13 protein-coding genes are annotated in these 18731 nt (G+C 40.6%); 7 read left to right on the top strand and 6 right to left on the bottom strand.

Going from position 1 to position 18731, the window contains the following annotated elements; translation table 11 throughout:
* The first annotated feature begins 117 nt into the window (after positions 1-117).
* The 3 genes from ACX17N_RS01125 to ACX17N_RS01135 all read left to right on the top strand — a co-directional run bounded on the left by ACX17N_RS01125 (position 118) and on the right by ACX17N_RS01135 (position 6726).
* Positions 118-2979 (top strand): EAL domain-containing protein, encoded by a 2862-nt coding sequence (locus ACX17N_RS01125; RefSeq protein WP_458890751.1) that lies wholly within the window; start codon positions 118-120, stop codon positions 2977-2979.
* A gap of 144 nt (positions 2980-3123) precedes the next feature.
* Positions 3124-5403, top strand: coding sequence for an NADP-dependent malic enzyme (locus ACX17N_RS01130; RefSeq protein WP_458890752.1), 2280 nt, complete (start codon positions 3124-3126; stop codon positions 5401-5403).
* A gap of 81 nt (positions 5404-5484) precedes the next feature.
* Positions 5485-6726, top strand: coding sequence for a multifunctional CCA addition/repair protein (locus ACX17N_RS01135; protein ID WP_458890753.1), 1242 nt, complete (start codon positions 5485-5487; stop codon positions 6724-6726).
* Between the two features lie 56 nt (positions 6727-6782).
* On the opposite strand, the gene epmA is transcribed toward ACX17N_RS01135, so the two are convergent.
* Together epmA and ACX17N_RS01145 are read right to left on the bottom strand one after the other, a co-directional pair.
* Entirely contained in the window at positions 6783-7760 is a 978-nt protein-coding gene (epmA, locus tag ACX17N_RS01140; protein ID WP_458890755.1) for an EF-P lysine aminoacylase EpmA, read from the bottom strand.
* Positions 7757-8824: a 4-phosphoerythronate dehydrogenase gene (locus ACX17N_RS01145; protein ID WP_458890756.1), complete on the bottom strand. Its 1068-nt coding sequence runs from the start codon at positions 8822-8824 to the stop codon at positions 7757-7759. Before ACX17N_RS01145 ends, epmA begins: the two co-directional genes overlap by 4 nt.
* A 338-nt stretch (positions 8825-9162) precedes the next feature.
* Here ACX17N_RS01145 and ACX17N_RS01150 point away from each other — a divergent pair, with 338 nt between their 5' ends.
* A complete protein-coding gene (locus ACX17N_RS01150) occupies positions 9163-9351 on the top strand; it encodes a hypothetical protein (RefSeq protein ID WP_458890757.1) in 189 nt (62 codons plus the stop codon).
* Positions 9352-9421: 70 nt separating this feature from the next.
* Here ACX17N_RS01150 and ACX17N_RS01155 read toward each other — a convergent pair whose 3' ends face one another.
* Together ACX17N_RS01155 and ACX17N_RS01160 are read right to left on the bottom strand one after the other, a co-directional pair.
* Complete coding sequence (locus ACX17N_RS01155; RefSeq protein WP_458890758.1) at positions 9422-10015, bottom strand: 1-acyl-sn-glycerol-3-phosphate acyltransferase; 594 nt, start codon at positions 10013-10015, stop codon at positions 9422-9424.
* A gap of 591 nt (positions 10016-10606) precedes the next feature.
* Positions 10607-12211 (bottom strand): isocitrate lyase, encoded by a 1605-nt coding sequence (locus ACX17N_RS01160; RefSeq protein WP_458890759.1) that lies wholly within the window; start codon positions 12209-12211, stop codon positions 10607-10609.
* A 645-nt stretch (positions 12212-12856) separates the two neighbouring features.
* Here ACX17N_RS01160 and ACX17N_RS01165 point away from each other — a divergent pair.
* The 3 genes from ACX17N_RS01165 to ACX17N_RS01175 all read left to right on the top strand — a co-directional run bounded on the left by ACX17N_RS01165 (position 12857) and on the right by ACX17N_RS01175 (position 16876).
* On the top strand, positions 12857-13846 hold the full coding sequence (locus ACX17N_RS01165) for a LysR family transcriptional regulator (RefSeq protein WP_458890760.1): 990 nt from the start codon (positions 12857-12859) through the stop codon (positions 13844-13846).
* 128 nt (positions 13847-13974) lie between these two features.
* The gene (gene paeA, locus ACX17N_RS01170) at positions 13975-15303 is read left to right on the top strand and encodes a polyamine export protein PaeA (RefSeq protein ID WP_458890761.1); all 1329 of its coding nucleotides are present in this window, start codon (positions 13975-13977) and stop codon (positions 15301-15303) included.
* A 232-nt stretch (positions 15304-15535) separates the two neighbouring features.
* Positions 15536-16876 (top strand): CitMHS family transporter, encoded by a 1341-nt coding sequence (locus tag ACX17N_RS01175; RefSeq protein ID WP_458890762.1) that lies wholly within the window; start codon positions 15536-15538, stop codon positions 16874-16876.
* A 58-nt stretch (positions 16877-16934) separates the two neighbouring features.
* Here the strand turns inward: ACX17N_RS01175 and ACX17N_RS01180 are convergent, their stop codons facing one another.
* Complete coding sequence (locus ACX17N_RS01180; RefSeq protein ID WP_458890763.1) at positions 16935-17441, bottom strand: hypothetical protein; 507 nt, start codon at positions 17439-17441, stop codon at positions 16935-16937.
* Between the two features lie 161 nt (positions 17442-17602).
* Positions 17603-18595: an NAD(P)H-quinone oxidoreductase gene (locus tag ACX17N_RS01185; protein WP_458890764.1), complete on the bottom strand. Its 993-nt coding sequence runs from the start codon at positions 18593-18595 to the stop codon at positions 17603-17605.
* Positions 18596-18731 lie beyond the last annotated feature (136 nt).

Genomic DNA, 18731 nt, shown 5'->3' on the forward strand with positions numbered 1-18731 from the left:
CTGATTAATCTAAAAGTGATTCAAATTACTGTAATTTTATTAAACGCCTAAGCTGATGAATGGAACGTATAACCTATACTGTATCTAGAACAAAACAAAAATAAGGTTATGAAAGATATGCCAGATTTTTTAGATGCGAATCTTAAACCGCAGTTAAGAGCTGCGCAAATTCATAATTCCATACGGCATATCCAACTGTTTTTAGCCAGCATTCTGATTATTTTTCTTTATGTATATTGCGTTTACCAATTTAATTTTTCTCAATTTTCCACCTTTTTTAATATCTGGTTTATTGGCACTGAAATTTTAGTCAGTTTTTTTTGGTTACTAACCGCCATTTGGTTCAAGCCCGAGCAATATCAAATCACTAAAGCACATCACTGGGTGCAGTTTCTTTGCCTGAGTGTCGGCAGTTTGATCGCGATTGGAATTGCCCTGATTTATTATTACTTACCTCAGGTCAACCCAAATTTTGAACATGTCCATGCATTAACCTTATCCGCGTTAATGCTGATCGTCACGCAAACCTTGGCACTAACATTTCTAACCCAACGCCTAGATTATTTTTGTTTAGTTTTTATCCCCTCGATTATTCCCTATTTTATTTCTCAATTCATTCTAACCGACCAGATTAATCAACTCTTTCATCTCACGGTCAATTTTGTTCTGATTGTTATTCTACTTTGCGCAAATTCAACTTCTAGAATTCATAAACGTTTATCCGCTCTGTATTTACGTAATGCTCAATTAATCAAAAATACAGAACAACAAGTGACTTGGACTGAAGACTTGTGCATGCAACTCCAAAACGAAATGAACAAATCCAAAGAAATTGAATTACAGCTTCAGCTTAACAATCAGCTTTTAGAACAAAAAATTAAAGAACGAACGTTTGATATTGAACAAATGAACTGCAATCTCGAAAATCAACAGCAAAATTTGGATCTTGCGCATGAAATTGCAGGCTTAAAGCCTTGGGACTGGAATATTCGTGAGCGGCATATCTCTGTCAGTGATTACCAACAGCAGCAGAAGCGTAAACACTCCAAAGATCATCGTATTCAATTAAAAAATATCATTCATCCCGATGATCTACGCTGTTTTAAAACCGCTTTAAAACGCCACTTACGCGCAGAAACAGACCGTTATGAAGCCACTTACCGTGTGCTACAGAGTACCGGTGAATGGACGTGGGTCCATGATATTGGTCGTGTAATTGAACGTGACCCTCAAAGTAAAAAACCATTGCGTATGGTGGGTATTCAACGTGACATTCATCGTGAGAAAACCGATCAGGAACGACTAAAACTTGCTGCGAGTGTCTTAGAGCAAGCAGCTGAAGGCATTTTTATTTTAGATAAACATTTACGTTATGTGAATGTGAATCCTTTCTATGAAAAAATTACTGGCTTTAATCAGGAGCATTGTCTAGGACTACATCTTTTTGACATTAGCTCAAAGAGCAAAATACAGCAGCAAAAAAATCATCTGCTTATTCTCGAACAATTAGAACGTACAGGTGAATATGATGGCGAGTTAACCGAAAAGTTTGACTCTGGCAAAGAACTCACCCTCTGGCTACACATCAATGCCATTCACGATGAATACGATCGTGTCATTAATTATATTGGCATTGTGTCGGACTTGACTGAACGCAAACTCCAAGAACAGCGTCTGTCTTATCTGGAAAATTACGATACCTTAACTGACCTGCCGAACCGTTTTTATTATAACTATCAATTACATCAATATCTGGTTTCGCATCAAGATTCCATTCAACAATTGGCTGTCATTCGGCTCAATATTGACCGTTTCCGCCCATTAAATGAGTTTTTAAGCAACAATGGTGGTGATGAGCTTTTAAGACAAGTCGCTCAACGCTTACGACTGACCAATACAGAAGCTTTATTCTTGGCACACTTAAATGGTGATGATTTCGCGATTGTGTACGAAATTTCGCATATCCGTCCGTCCATTCAGCAGCATTGCCAACGTATTCAAGATGCCTTTAGTGAACCCTTTGACATTTTTGGGCAAGATCACTTTATTACCATTTCTATGGGGATTTCTTTCTATCCAGAACATGGTCGCCAACTCGATTATCTGAACAACTGTGCTGAACAGGCATTAACTGAAGCCAAACGCCTCGGTGGACATACTGTTAAATATTATTCGAGTGATAATACCGCCCTGCTTGAACAAGGCATTTATTTAGAACGTGATTTACGCCGTGCAATCCGTAATGATGAGCTCATTGTTTATTATCAACCTAAAATTAATTTTAAAGATCAGCACGTTTATGGATTTGAAGCCTTGGTTCGCTGGAATCACCCAACCAAGGGCATTATTCCTCCGGCTTTGTTTATTCCAATGGCGGAAAAAACCAGCTTAATTTCTGATATTGGACGTATTGTTATTCATAAAACAGCCAAACAAATTAGTTATTGGAATTCGATTGGCTTTAAAAATATTTGTGTTTCCGTCAATGTGGTTGCCCAGCAATTACAGCGCGGACAATTACTATCTGATTTAGATGATGCGATTCAAACTTATCAAATTTCAGGTGAGAGTCTTGAGCTAGAAATTACTGAGTCATCGCTGATTGAAAACTCCAAAACTGTAAAACTGGTGCTCGATCAAATCAAACAACGCAAGATCAATATCGCTCTCGATGACTTTGGTACAGGCTATTCGTCCTTAGCCTACCTTGCCGACTTCCCGATTGATATCTTAAAAATAGACCGCGCCTTTATTGCAAATATCGGCGATGGCAAACAAGATGCCATCATCAGTGCCATGGTAGCTATGGGCAAAGCCATGGGGCTGACCGTGGTTGCTGAAGGAATTGAAACTGAACAGCAGCTTTGCTATCTCGAAAAACTACAATGCGATATAGCGCAAGGCTATCTCTTCTCCAAACCTTTATCTGAAAATAATGCGACCGAATACCTTCAACAGCACAAACTTATAGCTTATTAATCTGAGTCAATAGGCTTTAGGTCTAAGTTTGTGTAAAAAAGAACCGTGTTCGACTGTGCTTAAAACGCAAGTAATGGTATATTCGAGCAAATTCAGCAAAAACCACCAGCCTCGCTGGACCACTCAGTAACAAACGAGATTCAGATGGACGATCAATCATTAAAACAGCAAGCTTTGTATTATCACGAGTTTCCAACCCCAGGTAAAATCAGTGTTACACCAAGTAAGCAGCTGGTCAACCAACATGACTTAGCCCTTGCTTACTCTCCAGGTGTTGCTGCTCCTTGTTTAGAGATTGAACGCGACCCTTCAACTGCAGCCCTATATACTGCTCGTGGTAACTTAGTTGCCGTTGTCAGTAACGGTACTGCTGTACTTGGACTAGGCAACATCGGTCCATTAGCGTCAAAACCTGTAATGGAAGGTAAAGGCGTACTGTTTAAGAAATTTGCTGGTGTTGACGTATTCGACATCGAAATCGCTGAAAATGATCCAGACAAAATTGTGGATATTGTTGCGGCATTAGAACCAACATTTGGCGGTATTAACCTCGAAGACATTAAAGCCCCAGAATGTTTCTACATTGAGCGTAAACTACGTGAACGCATGAACATTCCTGTGTTCCATGATGACCAACACGGTACATCTATCATTGTAGGTTCTGCTTTACTGAATGCACTTCAGTTAAATGGCAAAAAAATTGATGAAATCAAAATCGTGGCTTCTGGTGCGGGTGCTGCTGCCCTTTCATGTTTAGATTTACTTTGCGCGATTGGTGCGAAGAAAGAAAACATCATCGTTGCGGATTCACGCGGTTTGTTAACCACAAAACGTGAAGGTCTAGACGACTCGAAAAAACGCTACGTACAAGATATCGAAGGCACTCAACTGGCAGATGTGATTGCTGGCGCTGACATGTTCCTTGGTCTTTCTGCTGCGGGCATCTTAACCAAAGAAATGGTTAAGGAAATGGCAAATGATCCTATCATCTTTGCATTGGCAAACCCAGATCCAGAGATTTTACCAGAGCACGCTCACGAAGTTCGTCCAGATGTGATTATGGCGACAGGTCGTTCTGACTATCCAAACCAAGTCAACAACGCGCTTTGCTTCCCATACATCTTCCGTGGTGCACTTGATGTTGGTGCAACCACCATTAATGAAGAAATGAAGATTGCCTGCGTATACGCAATCGCACGTATGGCACACATTGAAGCAGATGCTGCGACCTATGGTGAAAAATCTGCATCATTCGGTCGTGACTACCTGATTCCTCGCCCACTTGATCAACGCTTGATTCTTGAAATTGCACCAGCGGTTGCGCAAGCAGCAATGGATTCTGGTGTAGCGACTCGTCCAATCGAAGATTTCTCTGCTTATCGTCAACGCTTGTCTGAGTTTGTTTATAACTCTGCATTCATGATGAAGCCAATCTTCGCACAAGCAAAAACAGACCCTAAACGTATTGCTTATGCTGAAGGTGAAGACCTACGCGTACTTCGTGCGGTTCAAATTGCGGTTGATGAAGATCTTGCAAAACCAATTTTAGTCGGTCGTACTGCGGTTATTGAAGCGAACATTAAAAAGTTAGGCTTACGTCTTGAACACGGTGTAAACATTACGATTGTGGATCAAGAGAAAAACCCTGACTACGAAAAATTTGCTGAAGACTACTACGACATCATGCAACGTAAAGGGGTTACACCTGAATACGCACACCGTGAAGCACGTCGTCGTTCTACCTTAATCGCAGGTATGTTGGTTAAACATGGTCTTGCCGATGGTATGTTATGTGGTACGTATTCAAGCTATGACATTCACTTAGACTTTGTGAAAAATGTCATTGGTTTAAAAGAAGGTCACAACTCATTCTTTACACTGAATGCGTTAATGCTTGAAGACCGCAATCTGTTCATTGCTGACACTTACATCAATCGTAATCCAACAGCTGAACAGCTGGCTGAAATGACCATTTTAGCCGCTGAAGAAGTACGTCGTTTTGGTATCACACCGCGTGTAGCACTACTTTCACACTCAAGTTTTGGTTCAGATCAAAATGATCCAAGCGCGCAAAAAATGCGTAAAGTATTTGAAATCTTGAGTGAAATTGCACCAGAACTTGAAGTTGAAGGTGAAATGCACGGTGATGCTGCAATGGACGAAACCATTCGTCAATTTGCCTTCCCGAACTCACGTTTCAAAGGCTCGGCTAACTTGTTAATTATGCCAAACCTTGATGCTGCGAATATTTCATTCAACCTATTAAAATCGACTTCTGGTAACAACGTAACTATCGGTCCTATTTTATTAGGTGCAGCAAAACCAGTTCATATCCTTACTCCGACGACCACAACTCGTCGTCTTGTGAATATGACGGCTTTAACTGTGGCTGAAATTCAGCAAGCTGAAACTGAAGCACTTTAATCTTTAGTGAAAAGCTCAAGTTATTGACTTGAGAAAACCTCTATTCTGTAGCATGATTGCTTGAAGAATAGAGGTTTTTTCATGCAAGTTTATTTAGTAGGCGGTGCAGTACGAGATCACTTACTCGGACACCCCTATCACGAAAAAGATTATGTTGTTGTTGGTGCTACACCAGAACAAATGCTTGCTCTCGGCTATCAACCCGTTGGCAAAGATTTTCCGGTTTTTTTACATCCAGAAACAAAAGAAGAATATGCATTGGCCCGTACTGAACGTAAGTCAGGTCAGGGTTATCATGGGTTTGAATTTTATACGGATGTGAGCGTTCGCTTAGAAGATGATCTCATTCGTCGTGATTTGACCATCAATGCCATGGCCATGGATGAGCAAGGTCAAGTCTATGATCCTTATGATGGTCAGCAGGACTTAAATGATAAAATCCTGCGTCATGTATCCCAAGCCTTTGTAGAAGATCCACTTCGTGTATTACGTGTTGCGCGTTTTGCCGCACGCTATAAACCTTTAGGTTTTAGCATAGCCGCTGAAACCTTAGACTTAATGCGGGAATTGGCGGAATCAGGCGAACTGAATGCCTTAACGCCAGAGCGTGTCTGGAAGGAAACTTCTCGTGCACTCATGGAACCGCATGCAGACATCTATTTTGAAGTTCTGCACGCATGTGGTGCCTTAAAAGTTTTATTTCCTGAAATTGATGCCTTATTTGGCATTCCACAGCGCCCTGAGTATCATCCCGAAATTGACTGTGGCGTACATACCCTCATGTCATTACATCAAGCCTGCAAAGCCAATTACTCACTGGATGTTCGTTTTGCCGTACTGGTTCATGATTTAGGTAAAGCACTGACTCCCGCACATGAATTACCGCGCCATATTATGCACGAAGAACGTGGCATCAAACCTGTAACCGAAGTTTGTGACCGCTTAAAAGTACCGACTCAAACCAAACAACTGGCTTTGGCAGTCTGTAAGGAACATCTTAAATGCCATCAGGCTTTGGCACTCAAACCGGGAACATTGTGGCGCCTGTTACAGCGCTTAGATGTATTGCGCCGTCCTGAACGTGTTGAAGCCTTTATTCAAGCCTGTGAATGTGATTCGCGAGGTCGTTTAGGGCTAGAAGATCGAGAATATCCTCAAGCGGCTTATGTGCGGAATGCCATGGAAATTGTACGCGGCATTAAAGCACAAGATTTGCCACCTGAAATTCAAGGCTCTGAAATTGGTGAAATGCTGATTCAACGTCGGATTCAAGCCTTAGAAACCTATAAAGCACAACACGCCACCCCTCCTACTGCTGAATAAAATAAAAAGCCCTCACTTGGTTTGGTGAGGGCTTTTCATCTAGCATCATTTAACTTTTATGAAACCTGAGCAGGAAAAGTGATGACCTGCTCTAAACGCATTTTTTGGGTTGCAATCATCAACAAACGATCCAGCCCCAATGCAATCCCCGCACATTCACTCATCTGCGGCAAAGCTGCCAATAAATATTCATCTACAGGCATCACATGTAATCCGAGTTGTGCACGCTCTTGATTATCCGCCTCAAAACGCTGACGAAGCACATCTGCATCAATCAGTTCATCATAGGCATTCGCTAGTTCCAACCCTTCGATATATAACTCGAAGCGAGCTGCAACCAGCTCACCATCTTCATCTTGCTTGGTTTTCGCCAATGAAGCGAGCTCGGGGGGGAAATCTGTTAAAAAAACCGCTGTGTCAAAACCTAAACTTGGTTCAACAAAATGAGAGAACAAAAGATCAATATAACCGAGTCGATCCTCACCCAAATCCAGATTGAGCCCCATACGCTGACAACAATCCTGGAGCTGTTTAAGGCTGGCTTGTAATGGATTTAAATCCAAGCGATCCATAAAGGCATGTTTATAACTTAAGATGGTTGGACGAATTTCACCAAAACGTTGTGCCAAAGTCACATTTAATAAATCCGTGACCTCAAACATCAAATCTTGCAGGCTAAAGTGCGGACGATACCACTCCAGCATGCTGAACTCGCTGTTATGTTTACGACCATGCTCATCATCGCGAAACACCTTGCATATCTGGTAAATTGCACCACTGCCACTTGCCAGTAAGCGCTTCATCGCAAACTCAGGCGAAGTCTGTAAATAATGCGTTGCCAGTTTGCCCTGCACATGACGCTGTGCTTGTACAGAAGCCAAATGCACATCGGTTACACCAGCTTGAGATAAAATCGGCGTTTCAACTTCCAAGACTTGGCGATCTGCAAAAAACTGACGGATTTGAGCATACATTTTTGCACGGGCTTGTATTGCAGCCAGATCACAGGTCGGTTGATAGTGAATTTGACTCATGCTTGTGGCCCCCCATGAGCGGCCCATTCACGTCGCAGCGGATAGTTTTTTCTTAAAGCATCAAAAGCATGTTGCTCAACTTTGCCATCCCGCACACAGGCTCTCAACTGCGCATCATCTTGCGCAATATCATAAATCTGTTTGAGGTATTGTGAGATTACTGTTTTGAAATCGGCATGTGCGAAATATTGTTCGCAACTCGGTAATTGGGTTTCAAACTTTTTGTTATTGCTGTAGTCAAATACTCGACAGAAGGCATCATAAATCATTTGCGTTCCACGCGCTTTGCCTTCCAAGCTATACCCTGCAATATGTGGCGTGGCCAAACTCAGCATATTCAACAGTTCAGCCGAAATTTCTGGTTCATGCTCAAACACATCCAGCACCACTTGGCGACCTGTTTGCTGTATGTCAGCCATTAAAGCAATTTCTTCAACCACAGGACCACGAGCGGAATTAATCAAAATGGCATTCGGCTTCATTTCTGTAAAAGCCTGCGCATTAAACAAATGATAAGTTGGATAAGCCCCTGCTTGAGTTAAGGGCACATGAATCGAAATAGCATCGGCTTGTTGCAATAACTGAGTAAAATCGACTTGTGTGACATCTTGAGATTGAACAAATGGATCATACGCAATCACCTGCCAACCCAAAAGCTGAGCCATTGCAGCTAAACGTGATCCCACATTACCTAAGCCAATAATACCGAGACAAAATGTCTGCTGAGCAGTAATCAATTCCGATCTCAAATGCAATAAAGCGGTAATCACATATTCGGCCACGGCCTGCGCATTACATCCTGCGGCATTCGACCATGTTATACCTGCTGCATTTAAAGCGGCTATATCAAGATGATCTGTACCAATTGTGGCACTGCCAACATATTTCAAAGCGGTATTTTGAATCAAGTCCGCATTTACTTTGGTCACCGAACGGACCAACAGCGCATCAGCATCCACAACATCTGCATGCTGCAAATTGCGCCCTGCCGCATGTTGAATTGAACCAAATTCTGCAAAAAAATAATCCGTAAACGCTAGATTTTCATCAGCCACAATTTTCATAAAGTTGGACCTGCAATAGAGTCAAATCTATATTACTGTTTTCGAATTACACTGACTATTCAAATAGATTTTTTTGGCGCTCTCTGTCGCTCTTTTTATTTATTACTGCTTAGTTTACGTGCAAAGAAATACTGCAACCCATTAAAAAGATTTATTCCAGACAAATTGACACTTACAATGCTGCTCAATTTATTACTACACCGCATACAATGTTACGCCTTCCTCTTATCACTTGCATTCTGGCTTTATCAGGATGTGCTCTCGGTACCAGTCAAGAAATAAAACAAGCCGAAATACTGCTCGCACATTTTCAATGTCACAATATTGAAACGAGCCAGATGATGCATAGCCCAATTATTACTTACCATGAACGCGCTTTAGGCAATAGCCGTCAAAAAGTGGAAGGTTATCTACAAAGTTATAAAGATGGCGATATTCTATTTACCGAACCCTTGCCGGACATTATTTCCGCAGAATATGAACATTATAAAGCCGCCTGCCAGTCTTTAGGCGGCTTAAGCCGATAATCCCATCCAGTTGAGATTATACATATAGCAAAGGGCAGTAAAAACTGCCCTTGCTTGATAGTGCTGGAATTTAAGCATCTCGCTGATTGAGATATCGTGTATCGATACTGAATTTTTCTGGAAACTTCGGCTGAATACTGGCATAAAACTGCATGATTTCTTGCATATCCTGCTCATAATCTCCAGTGGGATAAACAATTTTGCCGACGCCTGCTTCTTTTTTTACATAATCCATATAAGCCAGTGCAATTGGCACGCCTGCATTTACTGCTACATGGTAAAAGCCCGTTTTCCATTGTTCTTGTTTCGAACGTGTACCTTCTGGCGTTACCAACATCACCAGCTTCGGGTGGGTTTTGAATAAATCAGTCATCAGTTCAACCATACTTGGTCGAGCATCCCCTGCTTTCTTCGGGCGACGGTCAATACCAATGCCGCCCATAGCACGCACAAAAGGACCAAATGGTAATTTCATATAACTGTCTTTAATGGTAATTCGGACATTTACCCCAAGTGCTTTCAAGGCTAAACGCGCATAGAGTGCATCCCAATTACTGGTATGTGGTGCAGCAATCATCACACATTGTTCTAGATCTTCCGGCCACTGATCATCTGTCTTCCAACCCATCAATGCTAAAGATTGTTCAGCCAACTTCTCAAACACAGCAACACCAAAATCAACAAAAAAAGACAGCGAATTCTACCAATCTGTTTGAATAAAAAAAGAGCCATAAGTACAAAAAACAGGCTATTAATATATAAATGTATAAGTTGTTAATTTTGATTTTTTTAATTTAATTGCTAAATCCTGAGCAGATTTTCATATGGTAATTATTCTGATCAGAAATGCATGCTATAACTGCGAATTTGGAATTAAATTCTTAGGGTGCTCTAAATTTTATAACCGTAAATCCCAACCACTGTTTTGTAAGCAAATATCTCTTTATTCATGATTCATCTTGGGCTTAAAACTTTTTAAAACCAAATAAAACTGAATCACAGAAACAAGACTTAAAATATATTTGATATATTTCAATAACTTAAAAAATATCAGCATTAAAATTTAATCACTATTTAAACGCCATCTCAGTGGTCTATGAAAAAGAGAAAGCATACTGGAGATTGGCTTATGGTTTACGGCCTAAGAGGATTGTCGTCCATCGGCTCATCAGCCCCAAACAGTTGCTCCACAATTCGCTCAGACTCAGCAAAAAAAAACCCTGCTTACGCAGGGTTTTTCGAATCAGTTCGCGACTTAGTGAGCAGCGAATTGGTTCATTGTGTTTTTAGCATCGTCATGTGCTTTAAGAGCGTTGTCACCAGAGAAGATTTCTTTGTGATCATCACCGATGTCAGAACCCGCCATTGCTTGGTGTTTAACACAAGCGATACCGCCACGGATTTCTTTACGTTGTACGCCAGCAACATAAGCCAACATACCTTCAGTACCGAAGTAACCTTGTGCAAGCTCATGCGTAGAAAGAGCTGCAGTGTGGTAAGTCGGAAGAGTGATCAAGTGATGGAACACACCCGCTTCACGAGAAGCATCAGCTTGGAATGTACGTACTTTCTCATCAGCTTCAGCAGCCAATTCAGAGTTGTCATACTCAGCGCTCATTAATTTAGCACGGTCGTATGCAGATACATCTTTACCTTCAGCAACCCAACGATCGTAAGCTTGTTGACGGAAGTTTAAAGTCCAGTTGAACGATGGAGAGTTGTTGTAAACAAGTTTCGCATTTGGAACTGTTTCTTTAACACGGTTCACCATGTGAGCGATTTCGTCAACGTTTGGAGTTGCAGTCTCGATCCAAAGAAGGTCAGCACCGTTTTGTAAGCTAGTTACACAGTCAAGTACAACGCGGTCAATTTGTGTGCCTTCACGGAATTGGTATAAACCAGAAGCTAAACGCTTAGGACGGTGTAATTTGCCATTACGTTTGATCAAGATTTCGTCTTCTTGAGCTTCAGAGATATCAATTTCAACTGTGTCTAAGTAGCTGATGTATTGAGAAGCGATGTCGCCTGGCTCTTTAACCACTGGGATTTTTTGAGTCAAGTCAGCGCCTTCAGAGTCAGTACGCGCAACGATAATACCGTCATCAAGACCCATTTCTAAGAATGCATAACGTAATGCATGGATTTTAGCGATGAAGTCTTCGTGTGGAACAGTTACTTTACCAGCTTGGTGACCACATTGTTTAGCGTCAGATACTTGGTTTTCGATTTGTAGTGCACAAGCACCCGCTTCGATCATTTTCTTAGCAAGTAAGTAAGTCGCTTCTTCGTTACCGAAACCAGCGTCGATGTCCGCAATAATTGGCACAACGTGAGTTTCAAAGTTGTCGATTTGTGCAGTGATTTCAGCAGCTTTAGCAGTATCACCCGCTTCTTGAGCTTTTTTAAGCGCACGGAACAAATCGTTTAATTCTTTAGCATCAGCTTGACGTAAGAAAGTGTAGATTTCTTCGATTAATGCAGGAACTGAAGTTTTTTCGTGCATAGATTGGTCCGGAAGTGGACCGAATTCTGAACGAAGAGCAGCAACCATCCAGCCAGAAAGGTAGATATAACGACGTTCAGTAGTACCGAAGTATTTTTTGTTCGCAATCATTTTTTGTTGTGCGATGAAACCGTGCCAGCAACCTAATGATTGAGTGTATTTGCTTGAATCGGCATCATAAGCAGCCATATCACGACGCATAATCGCAGCTGTGTATTTAGCAATATCTAAACCAGTTTTGAAACGGTTTTGCAATTGCATACGCGCAGCATCTTCAGGACTGATGTCTGCCCAAGTGTTACCGAATTTTGCTTTTAATTCGCGGATTGCATCAATCGCTGTTTGGTATGTAGTCATGATATTTTCCTGTAATAATATTAGGATTTCATCAATTGAAGCAGTAAAATCTGAATAATGATTTTTGTTCAGATTTACAACACTTCATTACGATGAATACAGATTAGATTGAGTTGTCAAATTAATCCAATATCCTCAAGTAATTTTCGGTATTTATTTAATAAATGTATAGATCAAAGTCGTATTATATTGCAAATAAATATAAATAATTATTTTAAAAATCAATAATATAGGAAAATTAAAATTACTTGCAATTTACATATAATGACTAAATATTCAGCATTAGACTTAAGTCTCGCATGCCTTAAAATCTATTTTTGGGGATGAAATAGCACAACTAAATGGACTTAATTTTGCCATTATAATTAAAATACAATCGTATAAAATAAATACAACCTTCAGCTCAGTTCACTTCGCTTTTTTTATTTTCAGCTTGGCATTCCAACTATATGGCTTATTTTCTTTCCTCCGCATGGGGGACGATATTGGTTTAGATCAGGCTTTTATCTGTTGTCATTTTCCTATACTATGCGCAGGCTCATAATAAAAATCCAAACGCGCTTTTTCATCATATTTTCTACACAAGCCTTACAGCTTATGGCATAATCAACATAATTTCATAAGTTTATTCTTGGTATTTATTTTATGAATCTGGAGCGGGTCGACCTTAACTTACTCATCTATCTTGACGTGTTATTACGTGAAAAAAATGTCACACGTGCAGCAGAACAATTGGGTGTCACCCAACCTGCAATGAGTAACATCTTACGTCGTCTTCGTAATCTGTTTAATGATCCCCTCTTGATTCGTTCATCTGAAGGTATGACACCCACCGAACGTGCATTGGAATTACAACCACGCATTCGTGATGCCTTATCTGACCTTTCGATGATTTTAGAGCCACGCACCGAATTCCGTCCTTATACCTCTAATCGCGTGTTCCGCATTATGACGTCAGACTATGCCGAAGCGACTTTAGTCCCTCGCCTAGTTAAAGCCTTACGTTCTGAAGCACCAAATGTCGTACTCGACTTTTTAACGCCCAGTGACGTGTCTTATCGTGATATGGAACAAGGCAAAGTTGACCTAGCCATCAACCGTTTTAATGAAATACCGCAAAGTTTCCATCAGGTTCTGGTTTGGCGCGACAGTTTCTCTTGCCTACTCAATGGCAAACACCCAGCCGCTACCAACCTGAACTTAAAAAGTTATCTAGATGCTCAACATATTTGGGTATCGAAAACAGGTATGGGGGTTGGCTTTGGTGTAAACCCAGAAAAACAAGCCGGTTTAGGTTGGATTGATCAAGCACTGGAACGTATTGGTCAAAAGCGTAAAATTTCTGTATTTACGCGTCATTATCAAATGCCGGCATTATTAGCCTCGAATGTTGATTTGATTGCGACCTTACCCACCCGTATTGCTCGTTTACAGGCGAAAAATCAGAACTTATTGATTAAAGACCCACCGTTCTATATTCCAGAATTTGAATTAAAAATGGCATGGTGCCCATTGTTACATCATCACCCTGCACACCGCTGGTTGCGCCAATTAATTTTATACGTTGCACGCCAGATGATTGAGGAAGAAAATCGTGAATTCTTACTCAATAACTCACAATTTTCACATTATTAATTAGATTTTTTCTTAAATTCTTAATTTTTGAGATTATACTGTAAGCACTTCGGGACTAATTAAATTATTCCCCTTGTGCTTTTTTTGTTCAAAATATTTCATAATAATGATGATCCGCAGGTGGATTCGTGAGCCTCTTCCAGAATATTATAATCATTTTTCTGCTCATCGCAGGAGCGGGTTTTCTGTCGCTTACAGAAATTGCGCTTGCAGGCGCGCGCAAAGTCAAATTAAAAATTCTGGCTGAAGCGGGTGAAGAACGTGCGCAAAAAGTTCTAGATTTACAGGAAAACTCTGCTGACTTCTTTGCTGCATCGCAAATTGGACTCAATGCCGTTGCCATTTTGGGCGGTATTTTGGGCGAAGGCGCCTTCCGGCCTTATTTTCTTACTTTTGTCTCTCGCTTCTACACAGGCCCTTGGTCAGAAACCATCAGTTTCGTCCTCTCTTTTACCTTGGTCACCTCGTTATTTATTCTTTTTGCCGATTTAATGCCTAAACGCTTGGCAATGATCGCCCCTGAAAAAATCTCAATTGCGGTGATTAATCCGATTCAGGTCTTTATTAAGGTCTGTAAGCCTTTAGCATGGATTATCAATGCTTTAGCAAATTTACTCTTCCGCCTGTTTAAAGTGAATACCATCCGTGATGACAATATTACCTTTGATGATATTTCCGCAGTAATGGATGCTGGTGCGCAAGCTGGGGTACTACAAAAGCAAGAACACCACTTTATTGAAAATGTGTTTGAGCTTGAAGAACGTAACGTACCTTCCAGTATGACGACACGCGAAAACGTGGTGTATTTTACCTTAAATGAATCTGAAGCCAGTATTCGTCAAAAATTGGCTGAATACCCCTACTCTAAATTTTTAGTTTGTAGTGAAAATATTGATGATGTAATTGGCTATGTCGATGCCAAAGACATTCTGGTTCGTATTCTCAATAATCAATCTTTATTGCAGCTCAACGAAAACACCATCCGGAATGTCCTAACCATTCCAGACACCTTAACCTTGTCTGAACTGTTAGACCGTTTCCGCTCCAGCAAAGAAAAATTTGCAGTAGTGATTAATGAGTATGCCCTTGTGGTAGGTGTAATTACTCTCTCTGACATCATGATTACCGTAATGGGTGATTGGGTTACCCCAATGGAAGAAGAGCAGCAAATTATTAAACGTGACAACAATTCATGGCTCATTGAAGGCAGCACTCCAATTGAGGATATGAAGCATGCACTCGAAATAGACGAGATGCCTGACGAAGAAAATTATGAAACCCTTGCAGGTTTTATGATGTATCGCTTACGTAAAATTCCTCGTCCAGCAGACATCGTTATTTATGCGGGTTATAAATTTGAAGTGGTCGATGTGGATCATTTTAAAATTGACCAATTGCTCGTCACTCGCCTGTTAGAGGAACAGTCGCTAAACAACAGCGACAACGTTGAAGATTAATTATTTTGATTTTTTCTTAGGCCTTGTCATCTGTACAAGGCTTTTTATTGCTTTAAATTTAGTGATAGCAATAAAGTTGCATTTTTAGATAGTTTATAAATCCATATTATTTATTAGAAAAATAGAATAAATAACACCATTTGTTAAATTATATTTAAAAAACCAGATGAATTTAATAGTATTAATTTCACTTGAATATTAAATAAAACTATCACACTCAAAGGACTGATCCATGCTGACTATTTTAGGCTTAGGCATGATTATTTGCTTTATGTATTTAATCATGTCCAAGCGTCTAAGTGCTCTTGTCGCCTTAACTCTTATTCCTATTCTTTTTGCATTAATTACGTATGCACTAAGTTTCTTTGTAGACAGTCTAGCTGGATTTAATATTTCAGAATTAGGTAACATGATGATGGATGGGATCAAGAAACTTGCCCCAACTGGCGTCATGCTGTTATTTGCTATTCTTTACTTTGCCATCATGATTGATACTGGCTTGTTTGATCCATCAGTAAAATGGATTTTGAAACAAGTCAAAGGGGATCCTCTAAAAGTGACTTTAGGGACGATTACGCTAACTTTGATTGTATCCTTAGATGGTGATGGCTCGACAACCTATATGATCTGTGTAGCAGCTATGTTGCCATTGTATAAACGGATTGGGATGAGCCCATTAATCATGGCATGTTTGATGATGCTTGCCAGTGGTATTATGAATTTAACCCCTTGGGGCGGGCCTACTGCACGTGCCGCAACCGCACTTCATGTCGATCCAAACGATGTCTTTGTACCCATGCTGTTTCCGATGTTGGTGGCGATTATCTGGCTATATTTCCTAGGCTTTATGTATGGTCGCATGGAGCGTAAACGCATTGGTATTGTAGAACTAGACATTAGTCATGGTGACAATATTCAAATCTCGCAAGTGCCAGAAGCAAACCGTCATCATTTACGTACATTTAATGCCTTACTGACACTCGGCCTGATGATTACGTTGGTGATGGGAATTTTGCCTGCGCCAATTTTATTTATGGTGGCATTATCTATTGCATTAATTGTGAATTATCCCGACTTAAACATGCAAAAGCAGCTGATCGGCAATCATTCTGCAAGTGCTTTGGCTGTAGTTGGGATTATTTTTGCCGCAGGGATTTTCACGGGTATTCTATCCGGTACAGGTATGGTCGATGCGATGTCTAAGCAATTGGTCGCAATTATCCCAGAAAGTATGGGACCGTATTTAGCACCTATCACTGCCCTCATTAGTATGCCATTGACCTTCTTTATGTCGAATGATGCTTTCTATTTCGGTGTCTTACCTGTGTTATCAGAAGCTGCTGGGCATTATGGCATTACCCCAGTAGAAATGGCACGTGCCTCAATTGTCGGACAGCCTGTACATCTACTTTCACCTTTGGTTCCATCTACCTATTTATTGTGTGGGCTGGCGGGTATCAATTTTGGTGAACATCAAGAGTTCACTTTTAAATGGGCCGTTATAACGTGCTTGGTGATGCTGGTGACTGCTGTCATTTTTGGTATTTTCCCACTCTATTCTACGCTCGGATAACTACGTTATAAAAAAAAGAGCACCTTTAGGTGCTCTTTTTGAGTATGAATCAAATATATCAGTATTTCGCAAGCAGCGCTTCTAGAACAGCTTGATAGTGAATCAGAATATCTTCTTCTAAAATTTTATAAGCATTATCGAATTGCACCATTGGCCAACCCTGTTTCCAAAATGGAAAGATGTTATGAAGATCTTCCGTAACGATTGCATCTTCACGGGTAATGGCTTGCGCAATCTGGGAAAGCACTTGTGCTGTTTCAGCACCATCAATGGCTAAATAATCAATACCTTGTGCTTTCAAAATACGAATACGATCTTTTTTATAACGGATTTTTTTCGCTTGGGTCGAATTTAAATTTAACGCCAAGGTCACTGCTTCAACAAATTTTTCTTCAAAAGATTGATGCAATGCCAATAAAGCCTGCTTATGCGACTCCTGACGACCCGCTTTTCCACCAGCACGAATAATTTGGTTGGCTTCAATATTGAGCTTATCGTTTTTCATAGACTTTAAAACGTCTAAAATTTCGATATCACTTAATTGCGCGGGAGATTGTTCAGTCATGCACTGCTCGTATAAATTCATTAGAAAGTACTATTCTCGCATACTTCCTTCATAAAGAGCAGTGTTTACGATGACCTTGGACACGTAAGCATGCAGAAAAGATTCAATCCCACTTTGAAAGCAATATTGAATCTTCTTTATCGCGCTCTTTTTAAATCGAATTAAATCACTTCGACCACAATTTTCCCAATATGATCCCCGGTATCCATGGCGCGATGTGCATCTTGAATCTGATCAAATTTAAAGGTTTTATAAATCATTGGTACACATTGCCCCTGCTCTAACAACGGCCAGACATGCTGCAATAAACCTTGGGTAATTTCTGCTTTTTCAGCCGTATTACGTGCACGCATAGTTGAACCTGTAATGGTTAAGCGTTTCATCATAATTTGACCCAATTTTACTTCTTTGGCTTTCGTTCCACCAAGAAAGGCGATATACACCAAACGTCCATCTTTACGCAGTAAATTCAGATTTTGATCTAAATACGGTGCACCTACGATATCTAGAATAATATCAACCCCGGCCTGCTCCGTTTTCTCCAAAATATAACTTTCGAAATTTTGTGTTTTATAGTTAATTGCATCGGTTAAATGCGCAATTGCCTGAACTTTTTCATCCGAACCAACCGTTGCAAAAGTTTTAAGCCCCATCGCCTGACATAACATCAGTGCAGTCGTGCCAATACCACTGGTTCCACCATGAATTAGAATGGTTTCACCTGCTTGGGCTTTGCCCATTTGGAATACATTTGCCCAAACTGTAAAAAATGTCTCTGGAATCGCAGCCGCTTGCACATAACTAAGACCACTCGGAATAGTTAAGGTTTGTGACTCAGGAACTACACAATATTCGGCATAACCGCCACCATTGGTTAATCCGCAGACCTGATCACCAACCTTAAAATTGCTGACTGATGAACCAACGGCAACCACCTCACCCGCAACTTCCAATCCAGGCACTGGCGTGACGCCTTTTGGCATTGGATATAAGCCCTGACGTTGTAAAATATCTGGACGGTTTAAGCCAAAAGCATGGACTTGAACCAAGACTTCATCTGCCTTTGGCTCAGGCACATCCGTTTGCACAATCGCTAATGTTTCTGGTCCACCCGCTTCGGTAATTACCACCTGATGCATCATTGGATTTGACATGATGTTTCCCTATATGTACTTGTGCTTATCATTCTGTATTTCATCATAAAGCCTTACTGGAATGAAACCAAACCTGCTACACATTTAGCCGTATAAATCATACATTTTGTATAAAAAAAGCCCCTATTTTCAGGAG

This window comes from Acinetobacter sp. GXMZU3951, assembly GCF_054457875.1.